At 73.0% G+C, this 22,502-nt stretch carries 17 protein-coding genes and 2 riboswitches; of the genes, 6 read left to right on the plus strand and 11 right to left on the minus strand.

Going from position 1 to position 22,502, the window contains the following annotated elements:
* Positions 1–399 precede the first annotated feature (399 nt).
* The 5 genes from LGR69_RS20590 to LGR69_RS20610 form a co-directional block, all read right to left on the minus strand.
* A complete protein-coding gene (locus LGR69_RS20590) occupies positions 400–2,655 on the minus strand; it encodes a xanthine dehydrogenase family protein molybdopterin-binding subunit (protein WP_230367195.1) in 2,256 nt (751 codons plus the stop codon).
* 11 nt (positions 2,656–2,666) lie between these two features.
* Positions 2,667–3,707: an FAD binding domain-containing protein gene (locus LGR69_RS20595; RefSeq protein WP_230367196.1), complete on the minus strand. Its 1,041-nt coding sequence runs from the start codon at positions 3,705–3,707 to the stop codon at positions 2,667–2,669.
* Entirely contained in the window at positions 3,704–4,195 is a 492-nt protein-coding gene (locus tag LGR69_RS20600) for a (2Fe-2S)-binding protein (RefSeq protein WP_230367197.1), read from the minus strand. Before LGR69_RS20600 ends, LGR69_RS20595 begins: the two co-directional genes overlap by 4 nt.
* Positions 4,196–4,316: 121 nt before the next feature.
* On the minus strand, positions 4,317–4,538 hold the full coding sequence (locus tag LGR69_RS20605; protein WP_050734692.1) for a hypervirulence associated TUDOR domain-containing protein: 222 nt from the start codon (positions 4,536–4,538) through the stop codon (positions 4,317–4,319).
* A 327-nt stretch (positions 4,539–4,865) separates the two neighbouring features.
* On the minus strand, positions 4,866–5,129 hold the full coding sequence (locus LGR69_RS20610) for a hypothetical protein (protein ID WP_007560496.1): 264 nt from the start codon (positions 5,127–5,129) through the stop codon (positions 4,866–4,868).
* Positions 5,130–5,379: 250 nt separating this feature from the next.
* Here LGR69_RS20610 and LGR69_RS20615 point away from each other — a divergent pair, with 250 nt between their 5' ends.
* The 5 genes from LGR69_RS20615 to LGR69_RS20635 all read left to right on the plus strand — a co-directional run bounded on the left by LGR69_RS20615 (position 5,380) and on the right by LGR69_RS20635 (position 13,488).
* Positions 5,380–6,633 (plus strand): sensor histidine kinase, encoded by a 1,254-nt coding sequence (locus LGR69_RS20615; protein WP_205836166.1) that lies wholly within the window; start codon positions 5,380–5,382, stop codon positions 6,631–6,633.
* 111 nt (positions 6,634–6,744) lie between these two features.
* A complete protein-coding gene (locus tag LGR69_RS20620) occupies positions 6,745–7,854 on the plus strand; it encodes an efflux RND transporter periplasmic adaptor subunit (RefSeq protein ID WP_122160074.1) in 1,110 nt (369 codons plus the stop codon).
* Positions 7,847–11,056 (plus strand): efflux RND transporter permease subunit, encoded by a 3,210-nt coding sequence (locus tag LGR69_RS20625; protein WP_230367198.1) that lies wholly within the window; start codon positions 7,847–7,849, stop codon positions 11,054–11,056. The genes LGR69_RS20620 and LGR69_RS20625 overlap by 8 nt, the downstream gene beginning before the upstream one ends.
* 102 nt (positions 11,057–11,158) lie before the next feature.
* Positions 11,159–12,187, plus strand: a complete 1,029-nt coding sequence (locus tag LGR69_RS20630) for a patatin-like phospholipase family protein (RefSeq protein ID WP_230367199.1) — start codon at positions 11,159–11,161, stop codon at positions 12,185–12,187.
* 164 nt (positions 12,188–12,351) lie between these two features.
* A complete protein-coding gene (locus tag LGR69_RS20635) occupies positions 12,352–13,488 on the plus strand; it encodes a hypothetical protein (protein WP_230367200.1) in 1,137 nt (378 codons plus the stop codon).
* A 561-nt stretch (positions 13,489–14,049) separates the two neighbouring features.
* On the opposite strand, the gene LGR69_RS20640 is transcribed toward LGR69_RS20635, so the two are convergent.
* The 6 genes from LGR69_RS20640 to LGR69_RS20665 form a co-directional block, all read right to left on the minus strand.
* Complete coding sequence (locus tag LGR69_RS20640) at positions 14,050–15,741, minus strand: DEAD/DEAH box helicase (RefSeq protein WP_230367201.1); 1,692 nt, start codon at positions 15,739–15,741, stop codon at positions 14,050–14,052.
* Positions 15,742–16,026: 285 nt separating this feature from the next.
* Entirely contained in the window at positions 16,027–16,782 is a 756-nt protein-coding gene (gene cobF / locus LGR69_RS20645) for a precorrin-6A synthase (deacetylating) (protein WP_230367202.1), read from the minus strand.
* A gap of 48 nt (positions 16,783–16,830) precedes the next feature.
* Positions 16,831–17,760 carry an ornithine cyclodeaminase family protein gene (locus LGR69_RS20650; RefSeq protein ID WP_230367203.1) on the minus strand — a complete coding sequence of 310 codons (930 nt, stop codon included), beginning with the start codon at positions 17,758–17,760 and terminating at the stop codon, positions 16,831–16,833.
* Positions 17,761–17,920: 160 nt separating this feature from the next.
* Positions 17,921–19,042, minus strand: a complete 1,122-nt coding sequence (locus LGR69_RS20655; protein WP_230367204.1) for a DSD1 family PLP-dependent enzyme — start codon at positions 19,040–19,042, stop codon at positions 17,921–17,923.
* Between the two features lie 53 nt (positions 19,043–19,095).
* Complete coding sequence (locus LGR69_RS20660) at positions 19,096–20,229, minus strand: threonine synthase (RefSeq protein ID WP_091864554.1); 1,134 nt, start codon at positions 20,227–20,229, stop codon at positions 19,096–19,098.
* A gap of 191 nt (positions 20,230–20,420) precedes the next feature.
* Positions 20,421–21,695, minus strand: coding sequence for a D-amino acid dehydrogenase (locus LGR69_RS20665; RefSeq protein ID WP_230367205.1), 1,275 nt, complete (start codon positions 21,693–21,695; stop codon positions 20,421–20,423).
* Positions 21,696–21,762: 67 nt separating this feature from the next.
* A riboswitch (glycine riboswitch) is annotated at positions 21,763–21,870 on the minus strand.
* Between the two features lie 3 nt (positions 21,871–21,873).
* A riboswitch (glycine riboswitch) is annotated at positions 21,874–21,977 on the minus strand.
* A 145-nt stretch (positions 21,978–22,122) separates the two neighbouring features.
* Between LGR69_RS20665 and LGR69_RS20670 the strand changes: the two genes are divergently transcribed.
* On the plus strand, positions 22,123–22,458 hold the full coding sequence (locus LGR69_RS20670; RefSeq protein WP_091864500.1) for a hypothetical protein: 336 nt from the start codon (positions 22,123–22,125) through the stop codon (positions 22,456–22,458).
* Positions 22,459–22,502 lie beyond the last annotated feature (44 nt).

The following is a 22,502-nucleotide window of genomic DNA, read 5'->3' on the forward strand; positions in this document are numbered from 1 at the left end:
CTTTATCTCAGTCTCTTGTGGTCGTTGACTGATGTCGAGGCCCCGAATGCCGCCTGCCAGCATCGGGCCGGCGAGGTGCGCTTTTCACCTTTGCCGCCGCGCTTTCCGGAAGCCGGGTTGGTGCGCCGGCGCCGGTTTCCCGGCTGACGGGGGCCGGCGATTCGCCGAACGGATCACCGTGCAGGACGGTAATTGTATGAGTTTACGGCGCGTGGGCTCGATCGCTGCCGGGACGGTGCGAACCGGTGATGGGCCTGGAGCGGTGCCCGTGCCGTCCCTCAGACGGAGCGAACGGCCCGGCAAACAACAAAAAACCCTGCCCGAGCGGGCAGGGTTCTCGTCGTTCGAACCGTCGGACGCGGGGAGCCGGACGGCAAAGATCCGCCCGGCCCGCTGGGATCAGCCCAGGAGCTTGTCCAGGGTGATCGGCATCTCGCGCACCCGCACGCCGGTGGCGTGCCAGACCGCGTTGGCGATGGCGCCGACCGTGCCGGTGATGCCGATCTCGCCCACGCCCTTCACGCCGAGCGTGTTCACCACGGAATCGTCCTCATGGACCAGGATCGCTTCCATGGCCGGGATGTCGGCATTCACTGGCAGATGGTACTCGGCGAGGTTGTCGTTGAGGAAGCGGCCGGTGCGCGGGTCCATCTCGGCCCGCTCGTGCAGGGCGAAGGACAGGCCCCAGATCATCCCGCCGTAATACTGGCTCTGGACCAGCCGGGGGTTGATCACCCGGCCGGCCGCGAAGGCGCCGACCAGCCGGCTCACCCGGATCTGGCCGAGATCGGGATCGACCTTCACCTCCGCGAAGACCGCCCCGTGGGCGTGCATCGCGTAGGATTTCTGCGCCGCCGGGTCGGCGCCGGCCTTGCCCTGGCCCTCGATGCTGGCCCGCCCGGCCCGCTTCAGGATGTCGGCGAACGCCTCGCTGCGGCTCGGGTCGTCGCGCCGGGTCAGGCGCCCGTTTGCGGCGGTGACGCCGGCATTGCCCGCGCCGTAGAGCGGGGAGGCCGGGTCGTCGGTGGCGAGCTTCGCCAACTGGGCGATCACGTCCTGGGAGGCCGCGTGGATCGCGTTGCCGGCGGTGGCGGTGTGGCCGGAGCCGCCGGCGATGCCGGCATTGGGCAGGTCCGAGGAGCCCATCCGGAAGGTCAGCGCCTCCATCCCGATCCCGAGCCCGTCGGCGGCGATCTGGGCCAAGGCCGTCCAGGCGCCCTGGCCCATGTCGATCGCCCCGAGCTCCACCGTGCCGGTGCCGTCGGCGCGGATCTCGGCCCGGGCCATGCCCTCGAAGATCAGGGCCGGGAAGGTGGCGGTGCCCATGCCGGTGCCGACCAGGAACCCGTCCTTGTCCCGGGTCTGACGGGGCCGGAGCGGGCGCCCTGCCCAGCCGAACGCCTCGGCACCGCGCCGGTAGCATTCGCGCAGGGCCTTGGAGGAGAACGGCTTTCCGGTGATCGGCTCGACCTCGGCATAGTTGGCGAGGCGGAACTCCAGCGGGTCCATGCCGAGTTCGTGCGCCATCTCGTCGAGCGCACTCTCCAGGGCCGCGCTGCCGCTGGCCTCGCCGGGCGCCCGCATGAACAGGGGCGTGCCGGTATCGAGCCGCACCGCCTCGTGCCGGATGGCGATGGCCGGGCTGGCGTAGAGGGTGCTGGTCGCCCGGCCGGCCGGCTCGAAGAAGTCGTCGAAGCTCGACGAGGCGGTCAGGATGTGGTGGTCCAGAGCCGTGAGCTTGCCGGCCGCGTCGGTGCCGAGCCGCAGCGTCTGCCGGGTCGGGCCGCGATGGCCCATCGGGCCGTACATCTGCGACCGTGTCGGCACGAGCTTGACCGGCCGTCCGACCATCCGGGCCGCCATGCAGGCGAGCACCTGCGGCCCCGAGGGCACGCCCTTCGAGCCGAAGCCGCCGCCGAGATAGGGGCTCTCGATCTGGATGTCGTCGGGCCGGATCCCGAACAGCCCGGCGAGCCGTCCCTGCGAGATCGCCAGGCCCTGGGTCGGCATGTGCAGGGTCAGCCGGTCGCCGTCCCACTGGGCCAGGGCCGCATGGGGCTCCATGGCGTTGTGGTACTGGGCCGGCGTCTCGTAGGTGGCCGCGATGGTGCTCGAGGCGGCGGCGAGGCCCGCCTCGACGTCGCCGTCGCTCTCGGCCGGGGGCGCGCCGACGCCGACGGCATCCGGGGTGAACACGTCGCCCGCGTCGAGGCCGATGCGCGGCGTCTCGGTCTCGTAGGTCGGCGCCAGCAGCCGCGCGCCCTCGGTGGCGGCCTCCAGCGTCTCGGCGATCACCACGGCGATCGGCTGGTTGGCGTAGCGGACCCGGTCGTTCTGCAGCAGGTCGAGGCGGAAGATGAACGGCCCGGCCTTGGCGTCCGGGTCCTGGGCGAGCTTCGGGGCATTCTCCGGGGTCATCACCGCGACGACGCCCGGATGGGCCTCGGCGGCGGCCCGGTTCAGGCCGGTGACCCGGCCCTTGGCGATCCGGGCGACGCAGAGCGCCGCGTGCAACGTGCCGGGGGGCAGGTTGTCGGCGGAGAACCGAGCCTGGCCGGTCACCTTGAGGGGGCCGTCCCGCCGGGTCAGCGGCTGGCCGATGCTGGAGCCGTGGCGGGTGCCGGCGGCGTTCTGGGGTGTGGCGGTCGCGGTCATGCGGTCTGTCCTCAGACGATGCCGAACGGGGAGGCGGGAAGAGCCGGGATCCGCGCGGGGGTCCCGGCGGCGGCCAGCGTCAGCGCCCGGACCGCGACGCGGCGGGCGAGCTCGATCTTGAAGGCGTTGGCCTCGCCGGTGGGCTTGGCGCCGTCCAGCGCCAGGGCGGCGGCCCGGGCATAGGCCTCGGGGGAGGGCGCCTGGCCGGCGAGCGCGGCCTCGGCCGCCTCCACCCGCCAGGGCTTGAGCGCCAGCCCGCCGAAGGCGAGCCGGGCCCGGCCGATTTTTGCGCCGTCGAGCGTGAGGGCCGCTGCCGCCGAGACCACCGCGAAGGCGTAGGAGGTGCGGTCGCGGACCTTGAGGTAGCGGGCATGGCCCTGAAACGCGGCCGCCTCGGGGGGCAACCGCAGGGCGGTGATCAGCTCGGCCGGGCGCAGCGCCGTCTCGCGCTCGGGATGGTCACCGGGCAGGTTGTGGAAGGCGGTGAGCGGCACCTCCCGGGCGCCGTCCGGCCCGGCGATCTCCACCACCGCGTCGAGGGCGGCGAGCGGCACGCAGAAATCGGACGGGTTGGTGGCGATGCAGTGCTCGCTCCAGCCCTGGACGGCGTGGATGCGGGTGGCGTGCCCCAGGGCCGCGCAGCCGGAGCCGGGCGCGCGCTTGTTGCAGGGCGAGACCGCGTCGGTGAAGAACGGGCAGCGGGTCCGCTGCATCAGGTTGCCGCCCACCGTGGCGGCGTTGCGCAGCTGCGCCGAGGCGCCGGCCAGCAGGGCCTCGGCCACCATCGGGTAGGTCTTCGCGAAGGCCGGGTCGTGCGCGAGGTCGCTGTTGCGGACCAGGGCGCCGATCCGGGTGCCGCCGTCCGGCAGCGTCTCGATGCTGGAGAGACCCGGCAGCCGGGTGATGTCGACGATCCGGGCCGGGGCGGTGACGCCGCCCTTCATCAGGTCGACCAGGTTGGTGCCGGCGGCGAGATAGGCGGTGTCGGGACGCTGCCCGGCCGCGACGGCCTCCGGCAGGCTCGCCGGGCGGATGTAGTCGAAGTTCCTCACGCCGCGTCCTCCCGGTGCTCGTTCTGGGTGGCAGCGTCCTGAACTGCCTCCAGGATGCCGGCATAGGCGCCGCAGCGGCAGAGGTTGCCGCTCATGCCCTCGCGGATGCGCTCGGGATCGGTGCCGGCATGGCCCTCGCGGATCAGGCCGACGGCGCTCATGATCTGGCCGGGGGTGCAGAACCCGCACTGGAAGCCGTCATGGGCGATGAAGGCAGCCTGGACCGGATGCAGCCGGTCGCCCTCGGCCAGCCCCTCGATGGTCAGGATCTCGGCGCCGTCGAGGCTCACGGCGAGCGTCAGGCAGGCGTTGATCCGCCGCCCGTCCACCAGCACCGTGCAGGCGCCGCACTGGCCGCGGTCGCAGCCTTTCTTGGCGCCCGTCAGGCCGAGACGTTCGCGCAGGAGGTCGAGGAGGGTGACGCGCGGATCGTCGAGGGCGATCTCGCGGGCCTGCCCATTCAGGGTGAGCCTGAGGGGAATGGTCATGCTGGGTCCCGGCTGGCAAAGGCTGGAACCGTTACAGATAGCCGGCCCCCCGCCCCCGGCGAGGCCCGGGGCGGGTATTATGTGCGCCAGCTCACAGGCCGGTACGCCTGCGCCGATCCGCTTACTTGACCGTCACCTCGGAGACGGACTTGAGCACCGTCTTGCCCTTCTCGGTCTTGATCTCCACGGCGGGCTCGTCCTTCGAGGCCTCGCGCTTGACCGTGTTGCCCTTGATGGTCTTCTCGACATCCTTGGTGTGGACCTTGGTCACCGCGCCCTCGACGGTGCCCTTGCCCCATTTGTAGGTGACGTCGTCCCCGGTCTTCACCTTCGCCTTGCTCATCGCGCACTCCATCGTCTGGTGCGGGAGAAGGCCGCCGGGGGCGGGGGCGTTCCCGGGCTTCCACGGCCGGGATGCCGCAGGTCCGGGCGCGGTGCCGAAAGCGATGCGGCTCAGGATGCCGTCGCCTGGGCTCCCGCGGGCCGCGTCCCGTCGGACGATGATGGGGAAGGCCTTATGCGCCGGCCTGATCGGCATGTGTACCGACGGTCGAACACCCAACCGTGTCAGTCCGGGGCCGCGAAGCGGAGCCCGGGAATGACGGGGCGATTCAGACGCGCCCGTCCCATCACCGACCGGAGAGGCGGTCCGAGACGCGGCGGGCAGGCCTCAGCGCCCGACTTCCCCGCGCAACGCCGCGACCATCGCCTCGACCGTGGCCTGGGCGGTGTCGCCGAGGTCGATGTCGGTCTCGCCGGCGGTGACGAGGCCGCGCTCCTCCAGCTCCTTCACGCCCGCCGGGTCGGCCTCGTGGCCGGCGCCGTCCTTGCGGATGACCGAGGTGACCCGCTCGCCGCTGACGAGGCGGTGATAGGCCGCGAAGGCGAAGATCGAGAGCGCCTTGTCGGAGAGTCCGTTCACATCGTCGGCCATGGTGCCATCCTTCGAGACGGGGGATTGACGGAACGCCGCCCGGCGCCGACGGGTCCGGGGGCGGGCGGGGGTGCGACGATCCGGTGCGACGATCCGGTGCGACGACGGATGCGCCGCCGGAGGCTAGAGCGCGTGCCGCCGCGAGGCGCGCCGGTTCGGCGTCAGCGCGCGCGTCGGATCGCGGTCCCGGAGCCGGGCCCGCAGCTCCGCGTCGCCCTGGGACCGCCTTCCTGCTAATCTGCCGCCGCCCATGACCGCACAGACCGATCAGACCGCAGTGGAACCCAGCCCCGACGCGCCCGCGGATCCCGCCGCGCCCAGACTCGCGCCGCCCGATCTCGGCGACCGCCTGCGCCAGCAGGTGATCCTGTCCGAGTTCGGCGTCGAGGCCCTGCGCGGCACCGATGTCGACCACCTGCTGCAGCGGGCCGCGGAGCTGTGCGCCCAGGGGATGGGGGCCGAGTTCTGCAAGGCGCTGGAATACCGCCGGGGCGAGGACACGCTGCTGGTGCGCGCCGGCGTCGGCTGGGGCCCGGAGGTGATCGGGCAGGCCCGGGTCGGGGCCGACCTCGCCTCCCCGGCCGGCTTCGCCCTCAAGACCGGCCGGCCGGTGATCTCGAACCATCTCGCCGAGGAGACCCGCTTCCGCACGCCCGAGCTGATGGCCGAGTACGGCATCCGCCGGGCGATCAACGTGCTGATCGAGAACCGGGACGGGGCCTTCGGGGTGCTCGAGGTGGACGACACCCGCGAGGGCATGTTCGAGGAATCCGACATCGCCTTCATGCAGGGCTTCGCCAACCTGCTCGGCGGCGCGATCGAGCGCCAGCGCACCGAGAGCCTGCTGCGCGCGGCACTGGCCCGGCAGGATCTCCTCGCCCGCGAGATGAGCCACCGGGTCAAGAACAGCCTCGCCATCGTGGCGAGCCTGCTCGCCCTCCAGGCCCGGGCCGCCGAGGCCGAGCCCGCCGTGCAGGCGGCCCTGTCGGATGCGCGCAGCCGCGTCGAGGCTATCGCGGGCGTCCACGACCAGCTCTGGCGGCAAGGAGACAAGACCGGGGACGGGGAGGGGGAGGGCGTGCCCGGCGAGCTCGACCTCGCGCCCTTCCTGGAGAAGCTGGTGGCCAATCTCGACAGCGGCGCCCCGGGCCAGTCCCTGACCTGCACGGCGGCGCCGCAGCGGATCTCGGCCGACCGGGCGATCCCGATCGGGCTCCTGGTCAACGAGCTCGTCACCAACGCGCTCAAATACGCCTACCCGCCCGAGACGCATCCGGACGGCGGCGCGATCCGGGTCCGCGCGGAGCGCGAACTCGACACCCTGGTGGTCGAGGTCGCCGACGACGGCGTCGGGCTGCCGGCGGATTTCGAGATCGGGCGCAGCTCGAAGAGCCTCGGCATGCGGGTGGTCGGCAGCCTCACCCGGCAGCTCGGCGGCACGCTGACGGTGCCGCGGACGGGGCAGGGCGCCTGCTTCCGGCTCGAAGTGCCCCTGGCGGGTTGAGCCGCCGTCTCGGCCCCTGCCCAAGTTCAGGTAGATTCGGACGAAGAAACCGGGCAAAAGTGGCAATCGCCGTCGGGGCACCCCGGGATCGGCGCTTGCGGAGGGGGCGGGATGCGACGGCGGCGCGTGCTGCTGGCAGGGCTGGCCCTGGCAGGCCTCCTCACCCTTGCCGTCCTGACTCTCGCCGCCCCGGCCGGGCCGGACCTGCGCGCGCGGGGCGCCCCCCTGCTCGCCACCTTGAACGGCCTCGTCACGGCATTCCTGCCGGAGGCGCCGGCCGCCGTCCCGGAGCCGAAGGCGACTGCGCGGGTCGCCGTCGAGGACGGGCGCACGATCGTGCGGCTCACCCCGGAGGAGCGCGACCGGGTCGGCCTCCGGACCGCCATCCTGCCGGCCCGGCCGCACCGCCAGGAGCTGACCGCCTATGGCAGCGTCCTCGACCTCGCCCGGGTGACCGAGCTGACCAACGCCTATGCCGGTGCGGTGGCCGGGCTCCAAACCGCCCGGGCCCGGGCCGAGGTCTCGGCCAGCGCCGCGCGGCGGGCCCGCAGCCTCGGCCCCGCCACCATGGCGGCCGCCCAGATCGAGACCGTCGAGGCCACCGTGCTAACCGACCAGGCCGCCGTCACGGCCGCGGAATCGCAGCTGCGCACCCTGGCCGCCACCGCCCAGCAGGAATGGGGCCCGGTGCTCGGCCGCGCCATCGTCGAGCGCGGGCCGCTGGTTACCCGCCTGATCGAGCGCGCCGACTTCCTGATGCAGGTGACCCTGCCCCCGGGCGAGGCCCTGAACCCGCCGCCGGACGCCGCCTTCGCGGAGGTGCCGCCGCAGAGCGACCGGGTCCCCCTGCGGCTGGTCTCCCCGGCGACCCGCACCGATCCGCGGATCCAGGGCCAGAGCTTCTTCTACCGCGTCTCCGGGGCGGGCGGCCTCCTGCCCGGCATGAGCACGATGGCGTTCCTGCCGGCCGCCCGCTCGGCCACCGGGGTGCTGGTCCCGGAGGACGCCGTGGTGCACGGGGAGGGGGGGACCTGGGTCTACCGGGGGATGCAGGGCGGCTATGTCCGCCACCCGGTCCGGGCCGACGCGCCGCTCTCGGCCGACGCCTTCGTGGTCGAGGACCTGCCCGACGGCACCGAGATCGTGCTGAAGGGCGGCCAGGCCCTGCTCTCCGAGGAGATGAAGGGCCAGATCCGGGTCTCCGGCGACGACGATGACTGAAGCGCGCGCCGCCGAAGTGGACACCGGTTCGGCGCCGGCGAGCGCGTTGGATCACGGTGAGCCCCTGCCCCGGGGCCCCCAGGCCGGGCTGGTCGGGTTCTCGGTGCGGCGGCCGCACGTGGTGCTGGCCCTCGCCTGCGCGCTCCTGGCCTTCGGGCTCTACGCCCTGCGCAGCGCCCGCTACGACGTCTTTCCGGAATTCGCGCCGCCCACCGTGACGATCCAGACCGAGGCGCCGGGCCTCGACCCCGAGCAGGTCGAGGTCCTGGTCACCCAGGCGATCGAGGGGGCGGTGGGCGGCCTGCCCGGGCTGGAGAGCCTACGCTCCTCGTCGATCCAGGGGCTGTCGGTGATCAGCGCGGCGTTCCGGGCCGGCAGCGACGTCGACCGGGTGCGCCAGCGGGTCAACGAGCGCCTGGCCGCCCTGGCCGGACGGCTGCCGCAGGGCGTGATGGCGCCCGCCATGACGGCGCTGACCTCCTCGACCTCGACGGTGCTGCTGATCGGCCTCACCTCGGACAGCCGCAGCGCCATGGACCTGCGCACGCTCGCCGACTGGACGGTCCGGCTGCGCCTCCAGGCGGTGCCGGGCATCGCCCAGGTCTCGGTCTATGGCGGCGACGTGCGCGCCCTCCAGGTGCAGGTCCGCCCCGACGACCTGATCCGCTACCGGGTCGGGCTCAACGACGTGCTGGCCGCCGCCCGTAAAGCCACGGGGGTGCGGGGCGCCGGCTTCGTGGACACGCCGAACCAGCGGGTCGGCCTGCGCACCGAGGGGCAGTCGCTCACCCCGGAGGCGCTCGGGCGCACCGTGCTGGTCAACGAGGGCGGGGCGAGCGTGGTCCTGGCCGACGTCGCCACGATCCTGGCCGCCCCCGAGCCGGCGATCGGCGCCGCCCTGGTGGACGGCAAGCCGGGGGTGCTGCTGATGGTCGGCGCCCAGGTCGGGGTCGACACGCGGACCGTCACCCGGCGCCTGGAGGCGGCCCTGGCGGAGCTGCGGCCGGCCCTGGCGCGGGCCGGGGTGAGCCCGCACGCCGACCTGTTCCGCCCGGCGAACTTCGTCGACGTCGCCAACGGTAACGTCCTCCAGGCGCTGATGCTGGGCGGCGCCCTGGTGGTCGTCGTCCTGCTGGTTTTTTTGGCCGACTGGCGCACCGCCCTGATCAGCGCGGCCGCGATCCCGCTCTCGCTGATCGCCGCGGCGCTCGCCCTCCAGGCCTGGGGCGAGAGCCTCAACACCATGACGCTGGGCGGTCTGGCGCTGGCCATCGGCGAGGTGGTGGACGACGCGGTGATCGGCGTCGAGAACGTCGCCCGGCGCCTGCGCGAGGCCCGGGCGAAAGGGAGGAGCGGCGGCCCCCGGGTCGTGTTCGACGCCATCCTGGAGGTGCGCGGCGCGGTCGCCTACGCCACCCTGGCGGTGCTGCTGATGTTCCTGCCGGTGCTGGCGCTCACCGGGGTGGCCGGCCGCCTGTTCGGCCCCCTGGCGCTCGCCTACATCGCCGCCGTGCTGGCCTCGCTGCTGGTGGCGCTGACGGTCACCCCCGCCCTCGCCCTGATGCTGCTCGGCGGGACCGGGCGCGCCAAGGCCGAAGCCGCCGACCCGCCGGTGGTGCGCCTCTGCCGGGCGGCCTATCGCGGGCTGCTCGCCGGGATCGGGCGGGTGCCGCGCACCGCGATCGTCCTGAGCGCGCTGGCGGTTCTGGCCGGGGCCGCCCTGGTGCCCCGGCTCGGCGCCAGCTTCCTGCCCGACCTGAAGGAAGGCCACCTGATCCTGCACATGGCCGCGGCCCCCGGCACCGCCCTGCAGGAATCGCAGCGCCTAGGCGGCCTGATCACCGCCGGCCTCAAGGGCATCCCCGGCGTCCGGACCGTGGCGGCGCAGATCGGCCGGGCCGAGGCCGGGCAGGACACCGCCGGCACCCATTACAGCGAGATCCATATCGACCTCGAGCCCGGCCTCGACGGGGCGGCCCAGCGGGCCACGGAAGCCGGGATCCGCGCCCTGACGGCCGGATTCCCGGGGGCGGCCTTCTCGCTCAAGACCTTCCTGACCGAGCGGATCGAGGAGACGGTCTCGGGCCATACCGCGCCCGTGGTGGTGAACCTGATCGGCGACGACCTGCCCCGGATCGAGGCCGCCGCCCGGGCGGTGGCGCGCGAGCTCGCCGAGGTGCGGGGCGCCCGGGACGTGCAGCTCGCCGCGCCGGCCGGGCTGCCGCAGGTGACCGCCTCCTTACGCCCCGCGGACCTGCGCCACTGGGGGCTCGACGCGATCGAGGTGCTGGAATCGGTGCGCACCGCCTACCAGGGCGACACGGTCGGCCAGACCTATGTCGGCAACGCGGTGTTCAACGTGCTGGTGATCCTCGACGCCCGGGCCCGCGGCCGGCTCAGCGCGCTGGGCGACCTGCCTCTGCGCAATCCGGGCGGGCGCTACGTCCGGCTCTCGCAGGTGGCCGACATCTACGAGAGCACCGGCCGCTACCAAGTCCAGCACCAGGGCGCCCAGCGGGTCCAGACCGTGACCGCGGGCGTCGAGGGCCGGGACGTGGCCGGCTTCGTGGCGGCGGCGCGCGCCAAGATCGCCCGGTCGGTGCGCCTGCCGGAGGGCGTCTACGTCGCCTTCGCGGGGGCCGCGGAGGCGCAGGCCCAGGCCCGCACCGATCTCCTCGCCCATGCGGCGCTCGCCGGGTTCGGCATCGTGCTGCTGCTCGCCGTGGTCACCGGCTCGGGGGCCAACCTGCTGCTGGTGCTGGTGACCCTGCCCTTCGCGTTCGTCGGCGGCGTGGCGGCGATCGTGCTCACCGGGGGCGTGCTCTCCCTCGGGTCGATCGTCGGCTTCGTCACCCTGTCGGGCATCAGCCTGCGCAACAGCGTGATGATGATCGCCCATTACGAGCAGCTCGTCACCGCGGGCCGCCCCTGGAACCGGGCCACCGCCGTGGAGGGCGCCGCCGACCGGATGGTACCGATCCTGATGACCTCCCTGGTCACCGGCCTCGGCCTGCTGCCCCTGGCGCTGGGGGCGGGCGAGCCCGGCCGGGAGATCGAGGGCCCGATGGCGCTGGTGATCCTGGGCGGCCTCGTCACCGCGACGCTGCTCACCCTGGCGATCCTGCCGGAGCTCGCCCTGCGCTTCGCCCGGTTCCGGGGGCCGGGGAGGGGGCTCGAGACGGAGCCCCGGGCCGCAGCCTGAGCCTGCGGCACCGGATCGGTCCGCCGCGGTGCAGCAATCCGGGCGCGGGCGCGTTGCCGCTGGTTCGGGACGATGCCCGGGCGCTCCGGATCAGCAGGGACGATGGCAGAGATGAAACCGCGCGTGGCCCTCGGGCTCCAGGGTGGCGGCTCCTACGGCGCCTATGGCTGGGGCGTGATCGACCGGCTGCTGGAGGAGCATATCGAGATCGTCGCGGTCAGCGGCGCCAGCGCGGGCGCGCTGAACGGCGCCGCCCTGGTGGCGGGGCTGGCCACCGGCGGCGATGACGGCGGCCGGGAGTCCCTGGAGCGCCTGTGGCGGGCGACCGCCGAGCGCTCGCCCCTGCGCGGCTTCGAGGGGTTCGGGACCTATTTCGAGCCCTTCCTGGACCCGTTCGTCGCCCGGTCCCTGGCGCTGTTCCGGGAGGCCTCGGCCTATGTCTCGCCGTTCCTGCCGACGTTACGCGACATGCACCTGTTCCAGGCGGTGGTGCGCGCCAGCATCGACCTCGAGACCGTCGCCCGCCAGGAGCGGGTGCCGCTCTACGTCTCGGCCACCGACATCCTCACCGGGGCCGCGCGCCTGTTCACCGGACCCGAGGTCACGCTCAAGGCGCTGATGGCCTCCTCGTGCCTGCCGGAGCTGTTCGCCCCGGTGGAGATCGACGGCCGGCGCTACTGGGACGGGGGCTACGCCGCCAACCCGGCCCTGGAGCCGCTGGTGTTCAACGGCCACGGCGCCACCGACCTGATCGTCCTGCAGCTGACGCCGTTCGTGACCGACGAGATCGGCCGGCTGCCCTCCGAGATCGCCGGGCGGGTCAGCGACATCAGCTTCAACGCCTGCCTGATGCGCGACCTGAAGGCGCTGACCGAGTTGCAGCGTTACGCCAGGGAAACGGACACCCGGGACGCCCGGATGGGGGCGGTGGCCGACATCAACATCCACCTGCTGCAGGCGCCCTGCGAGCTGGCCGGGGGCGAGATCAGCAAGCTCGACACCCGCTGGTCGACGATCGGCGCCCTGCGCGACCTCGGCCGGGCCACCGCCGAGCGTTGGCTGTCGGAATCCGGACACGCGATCGGCACCGATTCGAGCCTGCAGACCCTGGAGGCGGTGATCGCGCCCTGAGGCCGGGGAGGGGGCTCCAGCGCACCGGACACCGAAAAACACCCCTCCTCCCGGGCCGACCAAGTCGCCGCCGCCGCGCCGGCCATGCGCCGACGGGGCTGGACAAACCCGGGTGGACCCCGCGATCTGGCGCGAAAGGGCTCGGTGGATCAGAGCGGACGACAGTGACCGGGATCAGGAACGCGGCGGCCGCGAGGCTTTCGGAGCGGCTCCACGGGTTTCGCAGCCTGGGCGACAATTGCGAGTTCGGCTTCGTCCAGCGCTACGGCGGCGTCGAGCCGTCCGGCCTGCTGCGGTTCTCCTACACGCCGATGGAGGATCTGATCCGCGGCCTGCGCTGCGGCTTCGCGGATTTCGGCGCGCCGGGCGACCTGCGCATCGCGGTGAGCGCCGGCGGCACCTATTATTGCCACAGCGTCGCCTACAACATCTGGGCGAACACCGGCCATCCCGCCGGCTCGATCGACCCGGAGGTGCTGGTCGAGCGCGAATACGGCCGCCTCGCCCACCTCAAGCGCAAGATGCTGGACGACCTCGCCGACGGGTCGAAGATCCTGGTGCGCAAGCTTGGCCGCGACACCCCGGATTCCGAGTTCGAGCGCCTGGCCGAAGCGGTCTGGGCGCACGGGCCCTCGACGCTGCTGCGCGTCACCGCGGCCGGGCCGGACTGGCCCCCGGAGCCCGCGCGGCGGGTCGCCGACCGGGTGATCGCCGGGCAGGTGCGCCGCTTCGCCCCCACCGAACAGGCCTGGGAGGTCGATCTCGAGCCCTGGATCCACCTGATCGACAGCGCCTACGCACTGGCGCACGACCAGGCGCCGACCGACTTAGGGGCGGGGGCCTTCGCGGACGCCCTGACCCTGCCGTCCGGCCTGCGCCGGCATGCCGGGCGGCACCGGACCCCGGCGCTCAGCGCCTATACGCGGGCGGTCGACCCGGCCGACCTCGGCACCGACCGGGCCTACGTGTTCTCGACCTGGGTGTGGATCCCGGAAGCGTTCGGCGGCGAACGGGTGTTTGCCGTCGCCGGGCACGGGCGCCTGGGCTGGCGCGACGCCGACCTGTCGCGGCGCGACTGCTGGCAGCGGGTCTGGGCCGCCGGGCGGATGCGCCCGGGCGTCGACCGCGAACCCGTCGGGCTCGGCATGATCGGGACCCGGCAGGACCAGTTCTGGTCGTTCGGCGCGCGCTTCCACCAGGGCCCGATCCCGGAGGAGGGGGCCGCACCGACGGTCCGGATGCCGCCTGCCCGCTTCCCGGGCGGGCGCCTGTTCGGCTGGCTGCGCTCCAAGCTGCCGTAACGCCCGCGTCCATCGCCGCGCCCGTGTCGGCGATCCTCAGTGCGCCGGGGCGGCCTCCCGGGCGTCGCACCGGCGCTCGATCGCTCACGCGCCAGTCCACGGCCCTGCAAGCGAGCCTGCCGGATGCGGTGATCGGGAGCCGCCGACCGCCTGCAAGACCTCGACCTGTCGACGGGTCTGGATCCCGGGCTCCGCTGCGCGGCCCCGGGATGACGGTGTGGTTCTGGAGGCTGCTGCCCGGATCCTGCGCCAGAACCATCAGCAGACATCCCGGACCCAGCCATCGGGCCCCAGCCACACCCCTCCCGACCCATATCCGAATTTCGCATAAGATATATTATGGAACTAAAGCCATCAGGGCGCCCGGGTGAGGGGGCCTGGCATGCCAGATGGCCGGGTTCGCCGCCGGATCAGAGCGGCGTATCCCACCGGGCTCTGGCCGGCCTCCGAGAGCCGGCCCGATCTCCGGCGCCGCGAAACGGCGCACACCCGAGAAGCGAAGCGGCGGAGCTGGGTGAGGGCGGTTCGAGCAACCCGGGTCAAAGCGCCCTCCCCGCGGCGTCACGCGGCGCGCCCGGCGAGCCGGCTCTGGTCGACGAAGATCCGGCCGTCCTGGGCGCGGCACTCGATCTGGTCCGACAGCCGGCCCGGCCGGATCCGGATCGCCGCCGGCCGGGCCAGGGAATCGGCCCGGTCCAGGAAGCCGGCGGCGTCCATCGGCGCGTCGCGGCCGCCGCCGAGCCCGCGCCACCACAGCACCGCCTTCTCCCGCTCGTAGCCGCTGCGCTCGGGCCGCAGGCGCACCCGCCAATCGGCCGCGGCCGCGCCGTCCCGCCAGCCGAGCACGAGGTCGAGCCCGTCCGGAGCCGCCTCAAGGCTCAGATCCGTCACCGGATGCCAGGGCGCATCCGCCTCCGGGGCAGGGCCGGCCGGCTCCGCGGCCGGCACGATCTCGGCCGAGAGGATCGGCAGCTCGTCCTCGGCCGCGGCGTCGTGCAGGGCGGCCGGATCGGCCTCGTCCTCCGGCTCGGTCCAGCAGGCCTCGCAGGTGGAGGCGTTCAGGGCGATCAGGGCGCCGCAGCCGGGGCAGGGCTTGGCGCGCAGGCCCCCTGCCCCGCCGAGCACCTGGGCGGCACTCTGCGCCGTCACGGCGTCCACCGGCCCGTGCATCCGAACCAGGCCGGCATAGTCGAGGATCAGCGCGTCTTCCTTGCCGGGGGCGCAGCGCAGCGCCCGGCCGACCTGCTGGACGTAGAGGCCGGTGCTGCGGGTCGGGCGCAGCAGGGCCACGAGGTCGACCTCCGGGGCGTTGAAGCCGGTGCCGAGCACGCCCACCGAGGTCAGGCAGCGGATTTTTCCGGCCCGGAATGCCGCCACGATCCGGTCGCGCTCCCGGCGGGGCGTCTCGCCCGAGACCGTCTCGCAGGAATACCCCTCGGCCCGCACCGCGTCGCGCACGGCATCGGCATGGGCGAGGCCGGCGCAGAAGGCGAGCCAGGCCCGGCGGCCGCTGCCGTACTCCGTCAGCTCGGCCACGGCGGCCCGGGTGATCCAGTCGCGGTTGACCGCCGCCTCCAGCTCCCCCGGGATGTAGTCGCCCCCGCGCCGGCCGACCCCGGAGACGTCGAGCTGGGTCAGGGTCGCCTTGGAGACGAGGGGCGCCAGAAAACCGCGCCGGATCAGGTCGCCGGTATCGGCCTCGTAGGCGATCCCGGCGAACAGGCGGCCCTCCCCTGCGTCGAGCCGGCCGGAATCGAGCCGGTAGGGGGTCGCGGTGAAGCCCGCCACCCGCATCCCGGGGGTCAGCGCCTGCAGGCCCGTCAAGAACCGGCCGTAGCGGGTATGGGCGGCGCGGGGGATCAGGTGCGCCTCGTCGACGATCACGAGGTCGCGCGGGCCGACCGCGTCGAGCCGGTCGGCCACGGACTGGATGCCGCAGACCAGGACCTGCGCCCCGGCCTCCCGCCGCCCGAGCCCGGCGGAGAAGATGCCGGCCGGCGCCTCCGGCCAGTAGCGGGTCAACTCGGAAAAGTTCTGGGCGACGAGCTCGCGGCTGTGGGTGACGATCGCCACCCGGGCGAGGGGGTTTTTTGTGACGGCCTCCCGGGCGAGGGCGGCGATGACCAGGGCCTTGCCGGCCCCGGTGGGCAGCACGACCAGATGGCCGGGCGCCGCCGCGTCGCCCCCTCCCCGCCCCCAGGCGGCCGCGAGCGCGTCGAGGCTGGCGCGCTGGTAGTCCCGCAAGCGCAGCATGGCGGCGGTCTAGCCGGGTCGGGCCGCCCTGTCCGTGGCGGCGGGGTCACGGATGGGGTCGGCGTCCATGCAGGGCGTGTGGACGCGGGTTCTCCCACCGCCCCCGCTCATCCTGAGGTGCCGCGCAGCGGCCTCGAAGGAGCCCTCCAGGGATCGCGCGGCTGGCTGGAGGGCTCCTGCGAGGTCTCCGCTGCGCTGCGCCGCCTCAGGATGAGGGGCGAGAGTGGGATAGTCGCGCGCGCAGCGCAGTGATTCAGGGCCGTCCAGGTCGGCAGGCTCTCATGCTCAGAGCCGTCGCAACAGGTAGATATCCATGATCCAGCCGTGCCGCGCCCGGGCCTCCGCGCGGACCCGCCGGATCTCGTCGCCGACCGTGCCGAGGCGGCCGGCAAGCAAAATCTCGTCCGGGCTGCCGAGATAGGCGCCCCAGTAGATCGTCAGATCCGGGTCGAGATGGGCGAAGCGCGGATCGCCGTCGAGCATCACCACGACGCTGTCGGCCCCCTCCGGCCAGCCCGCGGCGAGGCGGCGCCCGGTGGTGATCAGCACCGGTCCGCCGATGGCGTTGAGCGGCACGCCGTGGCGGGCGGCCAGGACCTGCACGCTGGAGAGGCCGGGGATCACGGCGTAGCTCAGGGCGAGACGCCCGCGCGACGCAATGCGGTCGAGGATCCGCAGGGTGCTGTCGTAGAGGGCCGGGTCGCCCCAGACCAGGATCGCCCCGACCTGCCCGGCCTCGAGCTCCGCCGCGAAGGCCGTCTCCAGCCGCTCGGCCCGGGCCGCGTGCCAGGCCTCGACGGTGGCGCCGTAATCGGCCGGGTGGCGCTCCCGGGGCGGGTCGTCGACGGTGACGACCCGATGGGGGTTTCGGATATGGGCGGCGCAGATCCGCTTGCGGATCTCCACGAGGTCGGCGGTCTCGGCGCGCTTATCGAGCACGAACACCGCGTCGACATCGGAGAGCGCCCGCACCGCCTGGAGGGTCAGGTGCTCGGGATCGCCCGTGCCGATGCCGATGACCCGGATCTGCCTGTCCTGCATGCCGCTCTGTCCTCCGCCGGGGCGGGGGAGGGCCGGCGTCGGCGTCCCCTACCCGCGCCCGCCCGCTTTGGCGAGGATCGCCCGGGCGATGGTCAGGTCCTGGAGGGCGATGCCGGAGGAGTCGAACACCGTGATCGCCTCCGGGTCGGTCCGCGCGCCCTCCCCGCTTTCGAGCACGGGGCCGATCGCCCGCAGCTCCGCCGCCGCGGGGGCGTGCTGGAACTCGCCGATGGTGCGCGATTGCTCGGGCAGGTCGCAGTAGAGGGCCGCCCGTTCCAGCAGGGCCGGGGGCAGCTCCTGCTTGCCCTTGGCATCCGCCCCCATGGCGGCGACATGGGTGCCGGGGCGGACCCAATCGGCCTCGAACAACGGCGCCCGGGCGGGCGTCGCCGTGACGATCACGTCGGCGGCCCGGCAGGCCTCCTGCGGATCGGCCGCCCGCACCTCCACGGCGATCCCCTGCCCGCGCAGGCGCTCGCCGAACCCCGCGACCTTGGCCGCGTCGCGCGCCACCACCAGCATGGTCCGGATCGGCAGGATCCGGGCGAGCGCCGCGCATTCGAACTCCGCCTGGTTGCCGGCCCCGAACACGGCGAGCACCGCCGAATCCGGCCGGGCCAGGACGCTCGCCGCCACCGCGTCGGCGGCGGCGGTGCGGTAGGCGTTGACGCGGCCCGCCTCGATCACCGTGTCGACCCGGCCGACCTCCTGGTCGAACAGCAGGATCACCGAATTGTGCCGCGGCAGGCCCCGGTCGGGATTGCCCGGCCAGAACGAGCCGACCTTCAGGCCGGCATAAGCGGCGGTCGATCCCGACTTGATCGAGAACCGGTTGGTCGGCTCCGAACCGTGCCCCAGCACCGCCGGGAACAGGGTGGTGCCCGGCGCGACCGCGGCGATCAGCGCCTCCCGGGCCGCCTCGAACGCCAGGGCGTGATCGACCAGGGCGGCGGATTCCTCTTCCGAGATGAAGCGCATGACGTGACGATCTCCAAGGTCATGGTTTCAAAAGGTCTGCGACCTTTTGCGGGTGCAGGGCAGAGCCTTGCTAGGATGCATCAGGGCCGGCGTTAGAATTTCTGCCCGATACCCAGCCAAAGGGCTCGCCCTTTGGGAACCCATGACGGTACAGACCCCATCACAACGTCATGCCGCGGGCGGTGACCGGCCAGACCGCCTCGACCCGGCCGTTCCGCACGGCGACATACCAGTCGTAGACGTTGACGGTCGGGTCGCAATGGCCTGGAATCAGCTTCAGGCGGTCGTTGAGCTTGAGCACGTTGCCGGGATCGCTGATCACCCCGTGCTCGTCCGAGCACTTGACGTATTCGACGTCGCTCCGGCCGAACACCAGGGGCAGGCCGCTGTCGATGCTCTGAGCCTTCAGGCCGGCATCGCAGATCGCGACATCGGCCTTGGCCTTGCTCATGATCGACGTGACGATGAACAGGCTGTTCTCGAAATCGCCGATCGGCTGACCGCTCGCATCCTTCACCCGCTGGTAGTCGGCGTCCATGAACACGTAGGAGCCGCATTGCAGCTCGTTGTAGACGCCGCTGCCGCCCTCCAGGGCGAAGCTGCCGGTGCCGGCGCCCGCCACGATGGCGCAATCGAGCCCTTCGGCCTTCAGCAGGTCGACGGTGCGCTTCGTGTCGTCGATCGCCGCCTGGATCAGCGCCTTGCGCTCGGCGTAGTCGCGCACGTGCTGCGCCCGGCCCTGATAGGCCTGCAGCCCGGCGAATGTGAGCCCCGGCGCCGCCGCGATCCGCTTGGCGATCGCCACGGCCGGCTCGCCCGGGGCGACGCCGCAGCGGCCGGCGCCGACATCGATCTCCACCAGGGCCTCGAGGGTGACGCCGTACTTCACCGCCGCCGCCGACAGGTCATCGACATTGCCGAGGTCGTCGACGCAGACCAGGACCCGCGCCCGGGTGGCGAGCGCGGCCAGGCGCTCGATCTTCTGGGGCGCCACGACCTGGTTCGACACGAGCACGTCGCGGATGCCGGCGCTGACCAGGGCCTCGGCCTCGCTGACCTTCTGGCAGCAGACGCCGCAGGCCCCGCCCCGCTCGATCTGCACGGTCGCGATGTCGGAGGATTTGTGCGTCTTGGCGTGGGCCCGGTGGCGCAGGCCGTTCTCCTTCATGAAGCGGCCGAGCTTGTCGACGTTGCGCTCGAACGCGTCGAGATCGACCATCAGGCAGGGGGTGTCGATCTCCTCGACCGGCATGCCGACGCGGGCGGGAATGTTGTTGCGCATGGGTTTTCCTCCTGTCGGGGCGTCTTCTTGGTTCGCGGTCGCGGAAGCTCAGGTCACGGGGCGAGACCCAAAAGCTCGGCGATGCGCGGCGTCGCCTTGATGCCGGTGCCGGTGAGCACCACCGCGACGGTCTCGTCGGGGCGGATCGCGCCGCTCGCGGTCAGGTCGGTCAGCGCCGCCGCGGCCATGGCGCAGGTCGGCTCGACGTAGAGGCCGGAGCGGGCGAGCTCCATCAGCGCCGCCTCGATCGCCGCCTCCGAGACCGCCACGGTGCCGCCCCCGGAGCGGCGGAGCGCCGCCAGCACCGCCCGGCCGCGCACCGGCTGGGCGATGGACGCGCCCTCGGCGAGCGTCGGGCGCGGGGTGACCGCCACATAGTCTTCGGCCCCCGCCTCGAAGCCGGCATGCAGGGGCGCGCAATGGGCCGGCTGCACCGCGTAGAGGCGCGGCAGCCGGGCGATCGCCCCCCGGCGCAGCAGCTCCGAGAAGCCGATATCGCAGCCCAGGATGTTACTGCCCGCCCCGCACGGGATGATCACCGCGCCGGGGGCGGAGAAGCCCAGATCCTCCCACAGCTCGTAGGCGAGCGTCTTGGTGCCCTGGAGGAAATGCGCCTGCCAGTTGTGGCTGGCATAGAAGATCTCCTCGGCCTGCCGCACGGCCGCGTCCGCGGTGTCCTGGCGGGTGCCGGGGATCAGCTCGACCTCGGCGCCGGCGGCGCGCATCTGCACGGTCTTGGCCGGCGAGGTCGAGGCCGGGACCAGGATCTTGGCCCGCATCCCGGCGGCGGCCGCGTAGGTCGCCACGGCGGCGCCGCCGTTGCCGGACGAATCCTCCAGCACCGCGTCGATGCCCTGCTGGCGCAGGATCGACAGCATCACGGAGGCGCCGCGATCCTTGAAGCTGCCCGAGGGGGCGAACCATTCGAGCTTGAAATGGGCCTGGCGCCCCCGCCAGGGCCGGCGCACCAGCGGCGTGCAGCCCTCCCCCAGCGAGACCGGATCCGTGACCGCCACCGGCAGCGCCGCCGCGTAGCGCCAGAGCGAGCGCTGCCCGGTATCGATCTGCCCCCGGTCGATCCCGGGCAGCGGCGAGATCATCAGCGGGCCGCCCGAATCACCCCGCCAGCGCGGGATCTCGATCGGGTAGGAGGCGCCGGTGGCGGGGTCGATATAGGCAGGGGGCATGCGCATCACGGCTCGGGAATCCGGGGCAGCTCGGGTAGTGTATACATAATAATCCGACCTGGCACGTCGGCCGTGGGACGTCCGGGATCCTGTGCGGATGCGGAGCGGGGCTCTCTGGCCACATCAGGGCTCCGCCCTGATCACCCGCCAAAGGGCTGGCCCTTTGGGAACCCCGGACTATCCAAGCCGCATCAGGCTGCCAGATCCAGGCCCACGGCCTCCGGCGCGTGCTCGGTGGCCACCGCCTCGGCGACGAGCTCGGCGGTGGCGCCCGAGAGGGTCCAGCCGAGATGGCCGTGGCCGGTGTTGTAGAACACGCCCTTCCGGCGCCCGCGGCCGACCTTGGGCAGCATGTTCGGCAGCATCGGGCGCAGGCCGCTCCAGGCCACGACCCGGTCGGTATCGACCAGCGGGAACTGCTCCCGGGTCCAGTCGATCAGCGGCTGCACCCGGTCGTGGCGGATGTCGCGGTTGAAGCCGTTGAACTCGGCGGTGCCGGCGACCCGCAGGCGCTCGTCGCCGAGCCGGCTGGTGACGATCTTGGCCGCCTCGTCGAGGATGCTGACCTCCGGGGCCGCCTTCTGCGCCTGCGGGGTCAGCAGGTTGACGGTGATCGAGTAGCCCTTCACCGGGTAGACGTTGACCCGGTCCCCGAGCATCGCGGCGAAGCGCCGGCTGGCGCAGCCCGCGCAGATCACCACCGCGTCGGCGTGCAGCACCTGCGCGTCGGCGGCCGGCCGGTCGGCAAGATGGCCTGCTTGACGCCAGCCGATGGCGTAGCCCCCCTCCCCGGCCGCGATCGTCTCGACGCTGGCGTCGTGGACGAAGCGGACGCCCTTGCGGGCGCAGGCGGCGGCGAGGCCGCGGGTGAATTTGTGGATGTCGCCGGTGGCGTCCGACGGGGTGAAGTAGCCGCCCGCATAGGTGCCGGCCAGCGTCGGCTCGATCGCCCGGATCTCCTCCGGGGTCACGGCGTAGCGCTCGAGCCCGCCCTCCCGCAGCAGGGCGTTGACGGCGTGCGCCTTCTCGAAGCTCGCCCGGTCCCGGTAGAAATGCAGGATGCCGCGGGTCTTGAGGTCGAAATCGATCCCCTCGGCCTCCGCCATGGCGAACAGGGCGGTGCGCGCCTTGAGCGCCAGCCGCACGGTCTCCACGGTGTTCTGCCGGTAATGGGCGATCTCGCGCATGAACTCCGCCATCCAGGACAGCTTGTGCCAGGACGGGGTGGGATTCATCAGGAGCGGCGCGTCGCGGCGCATCATCCACTGGATGCCGTGAAGCACGGTGGAGAGCTTGTTCCAGACCTCGGCGTTGCAGGCCGAGAGCTGGCCGCCATTGGCGAAGGAGGTCTCCATGGCGGCGTAGCGCTGCCGGTCGACGACGGTGACGCTGTAGCCGCGCCGGGCGAGCGCATAGGCGGTGGTCACGCCGGTGATGCCGGCGCCGATGATGGCGATGTGGGTCATGATGGGTACTCCGGGACGTGCGGACGCGGGAAGGCCGCCCCTTGCGGGTTGGCCGGTTGCGCGCCCCATCTGTCCCGGTGCCTGAGAGCTTGATCCGGCCGGCCCTGGCGAGGCTGGCACGGACGTCCCCTTCGGCGGGTGCCCACGGAGAAATCCGCTGCACCGCTCTCCAGATCGCCCTGACGACACGGTTCCGGTGCCTGAGAGTTTCCGGGGCGGTTGCTCCGTCGGCGCCGGGCCCCCCTCTGGCGGGTGGATCCCGGTCTCTCCCGCATCGTCGTGATGGGCCGAGACGGGATACCCCGATTCGGCCGACCGGGTGAAGGCCGGGCGCCCCGTCCCGGCCGACAGCGCGGCCGCCCTGTCACCCGCCGGGAGCGAACCCGGCGCTGGCCGGTTGACCGGTCGAGGCCGAGGAGACGCCCCGATGCTGACCAGGACCGCGATCTACGAGGGCACGGTGCGCGACGGCCGCGAGGATGAGTTCTTCCGCCGGGTCCGGGACGAGCTGGAGCCGTTCTGGCGGCGCTTCCCGGGGGTGACCGCGGTGCGGGTGCAGCGCCTCGTCTCCAAGGATGCCGACGCCCGGCCGATCGCCATGATCCTGGAGATGGATTTTCCCGATCAGGCGGCGCTCGACGCCTGCCTGGCCTCCTCGATCCGCCCGGAATCCCACGCCGCCACCGAGGCGGTGATGCAGCTGTTCGACGGCCGGTTCTACCATCTCGTCAGCGCGGCCCGCAGCCTGGAGGTCGCGGGCTAGGGGCGGATGCGCGGCCGCTGGGGCGGGATCCGGCGTTGCGAATC

The organism is Methylobacterium brachiatum (assembly GCF_020523825.1).
GTDB classification, from domain to species: domain Bacteria; phylum Pseudomonadota; class Alphaproteobacteria; order Rhizobiales; family Beijerinckiaceae; genus Methylobacterium; species Methylobacterium brachiatum.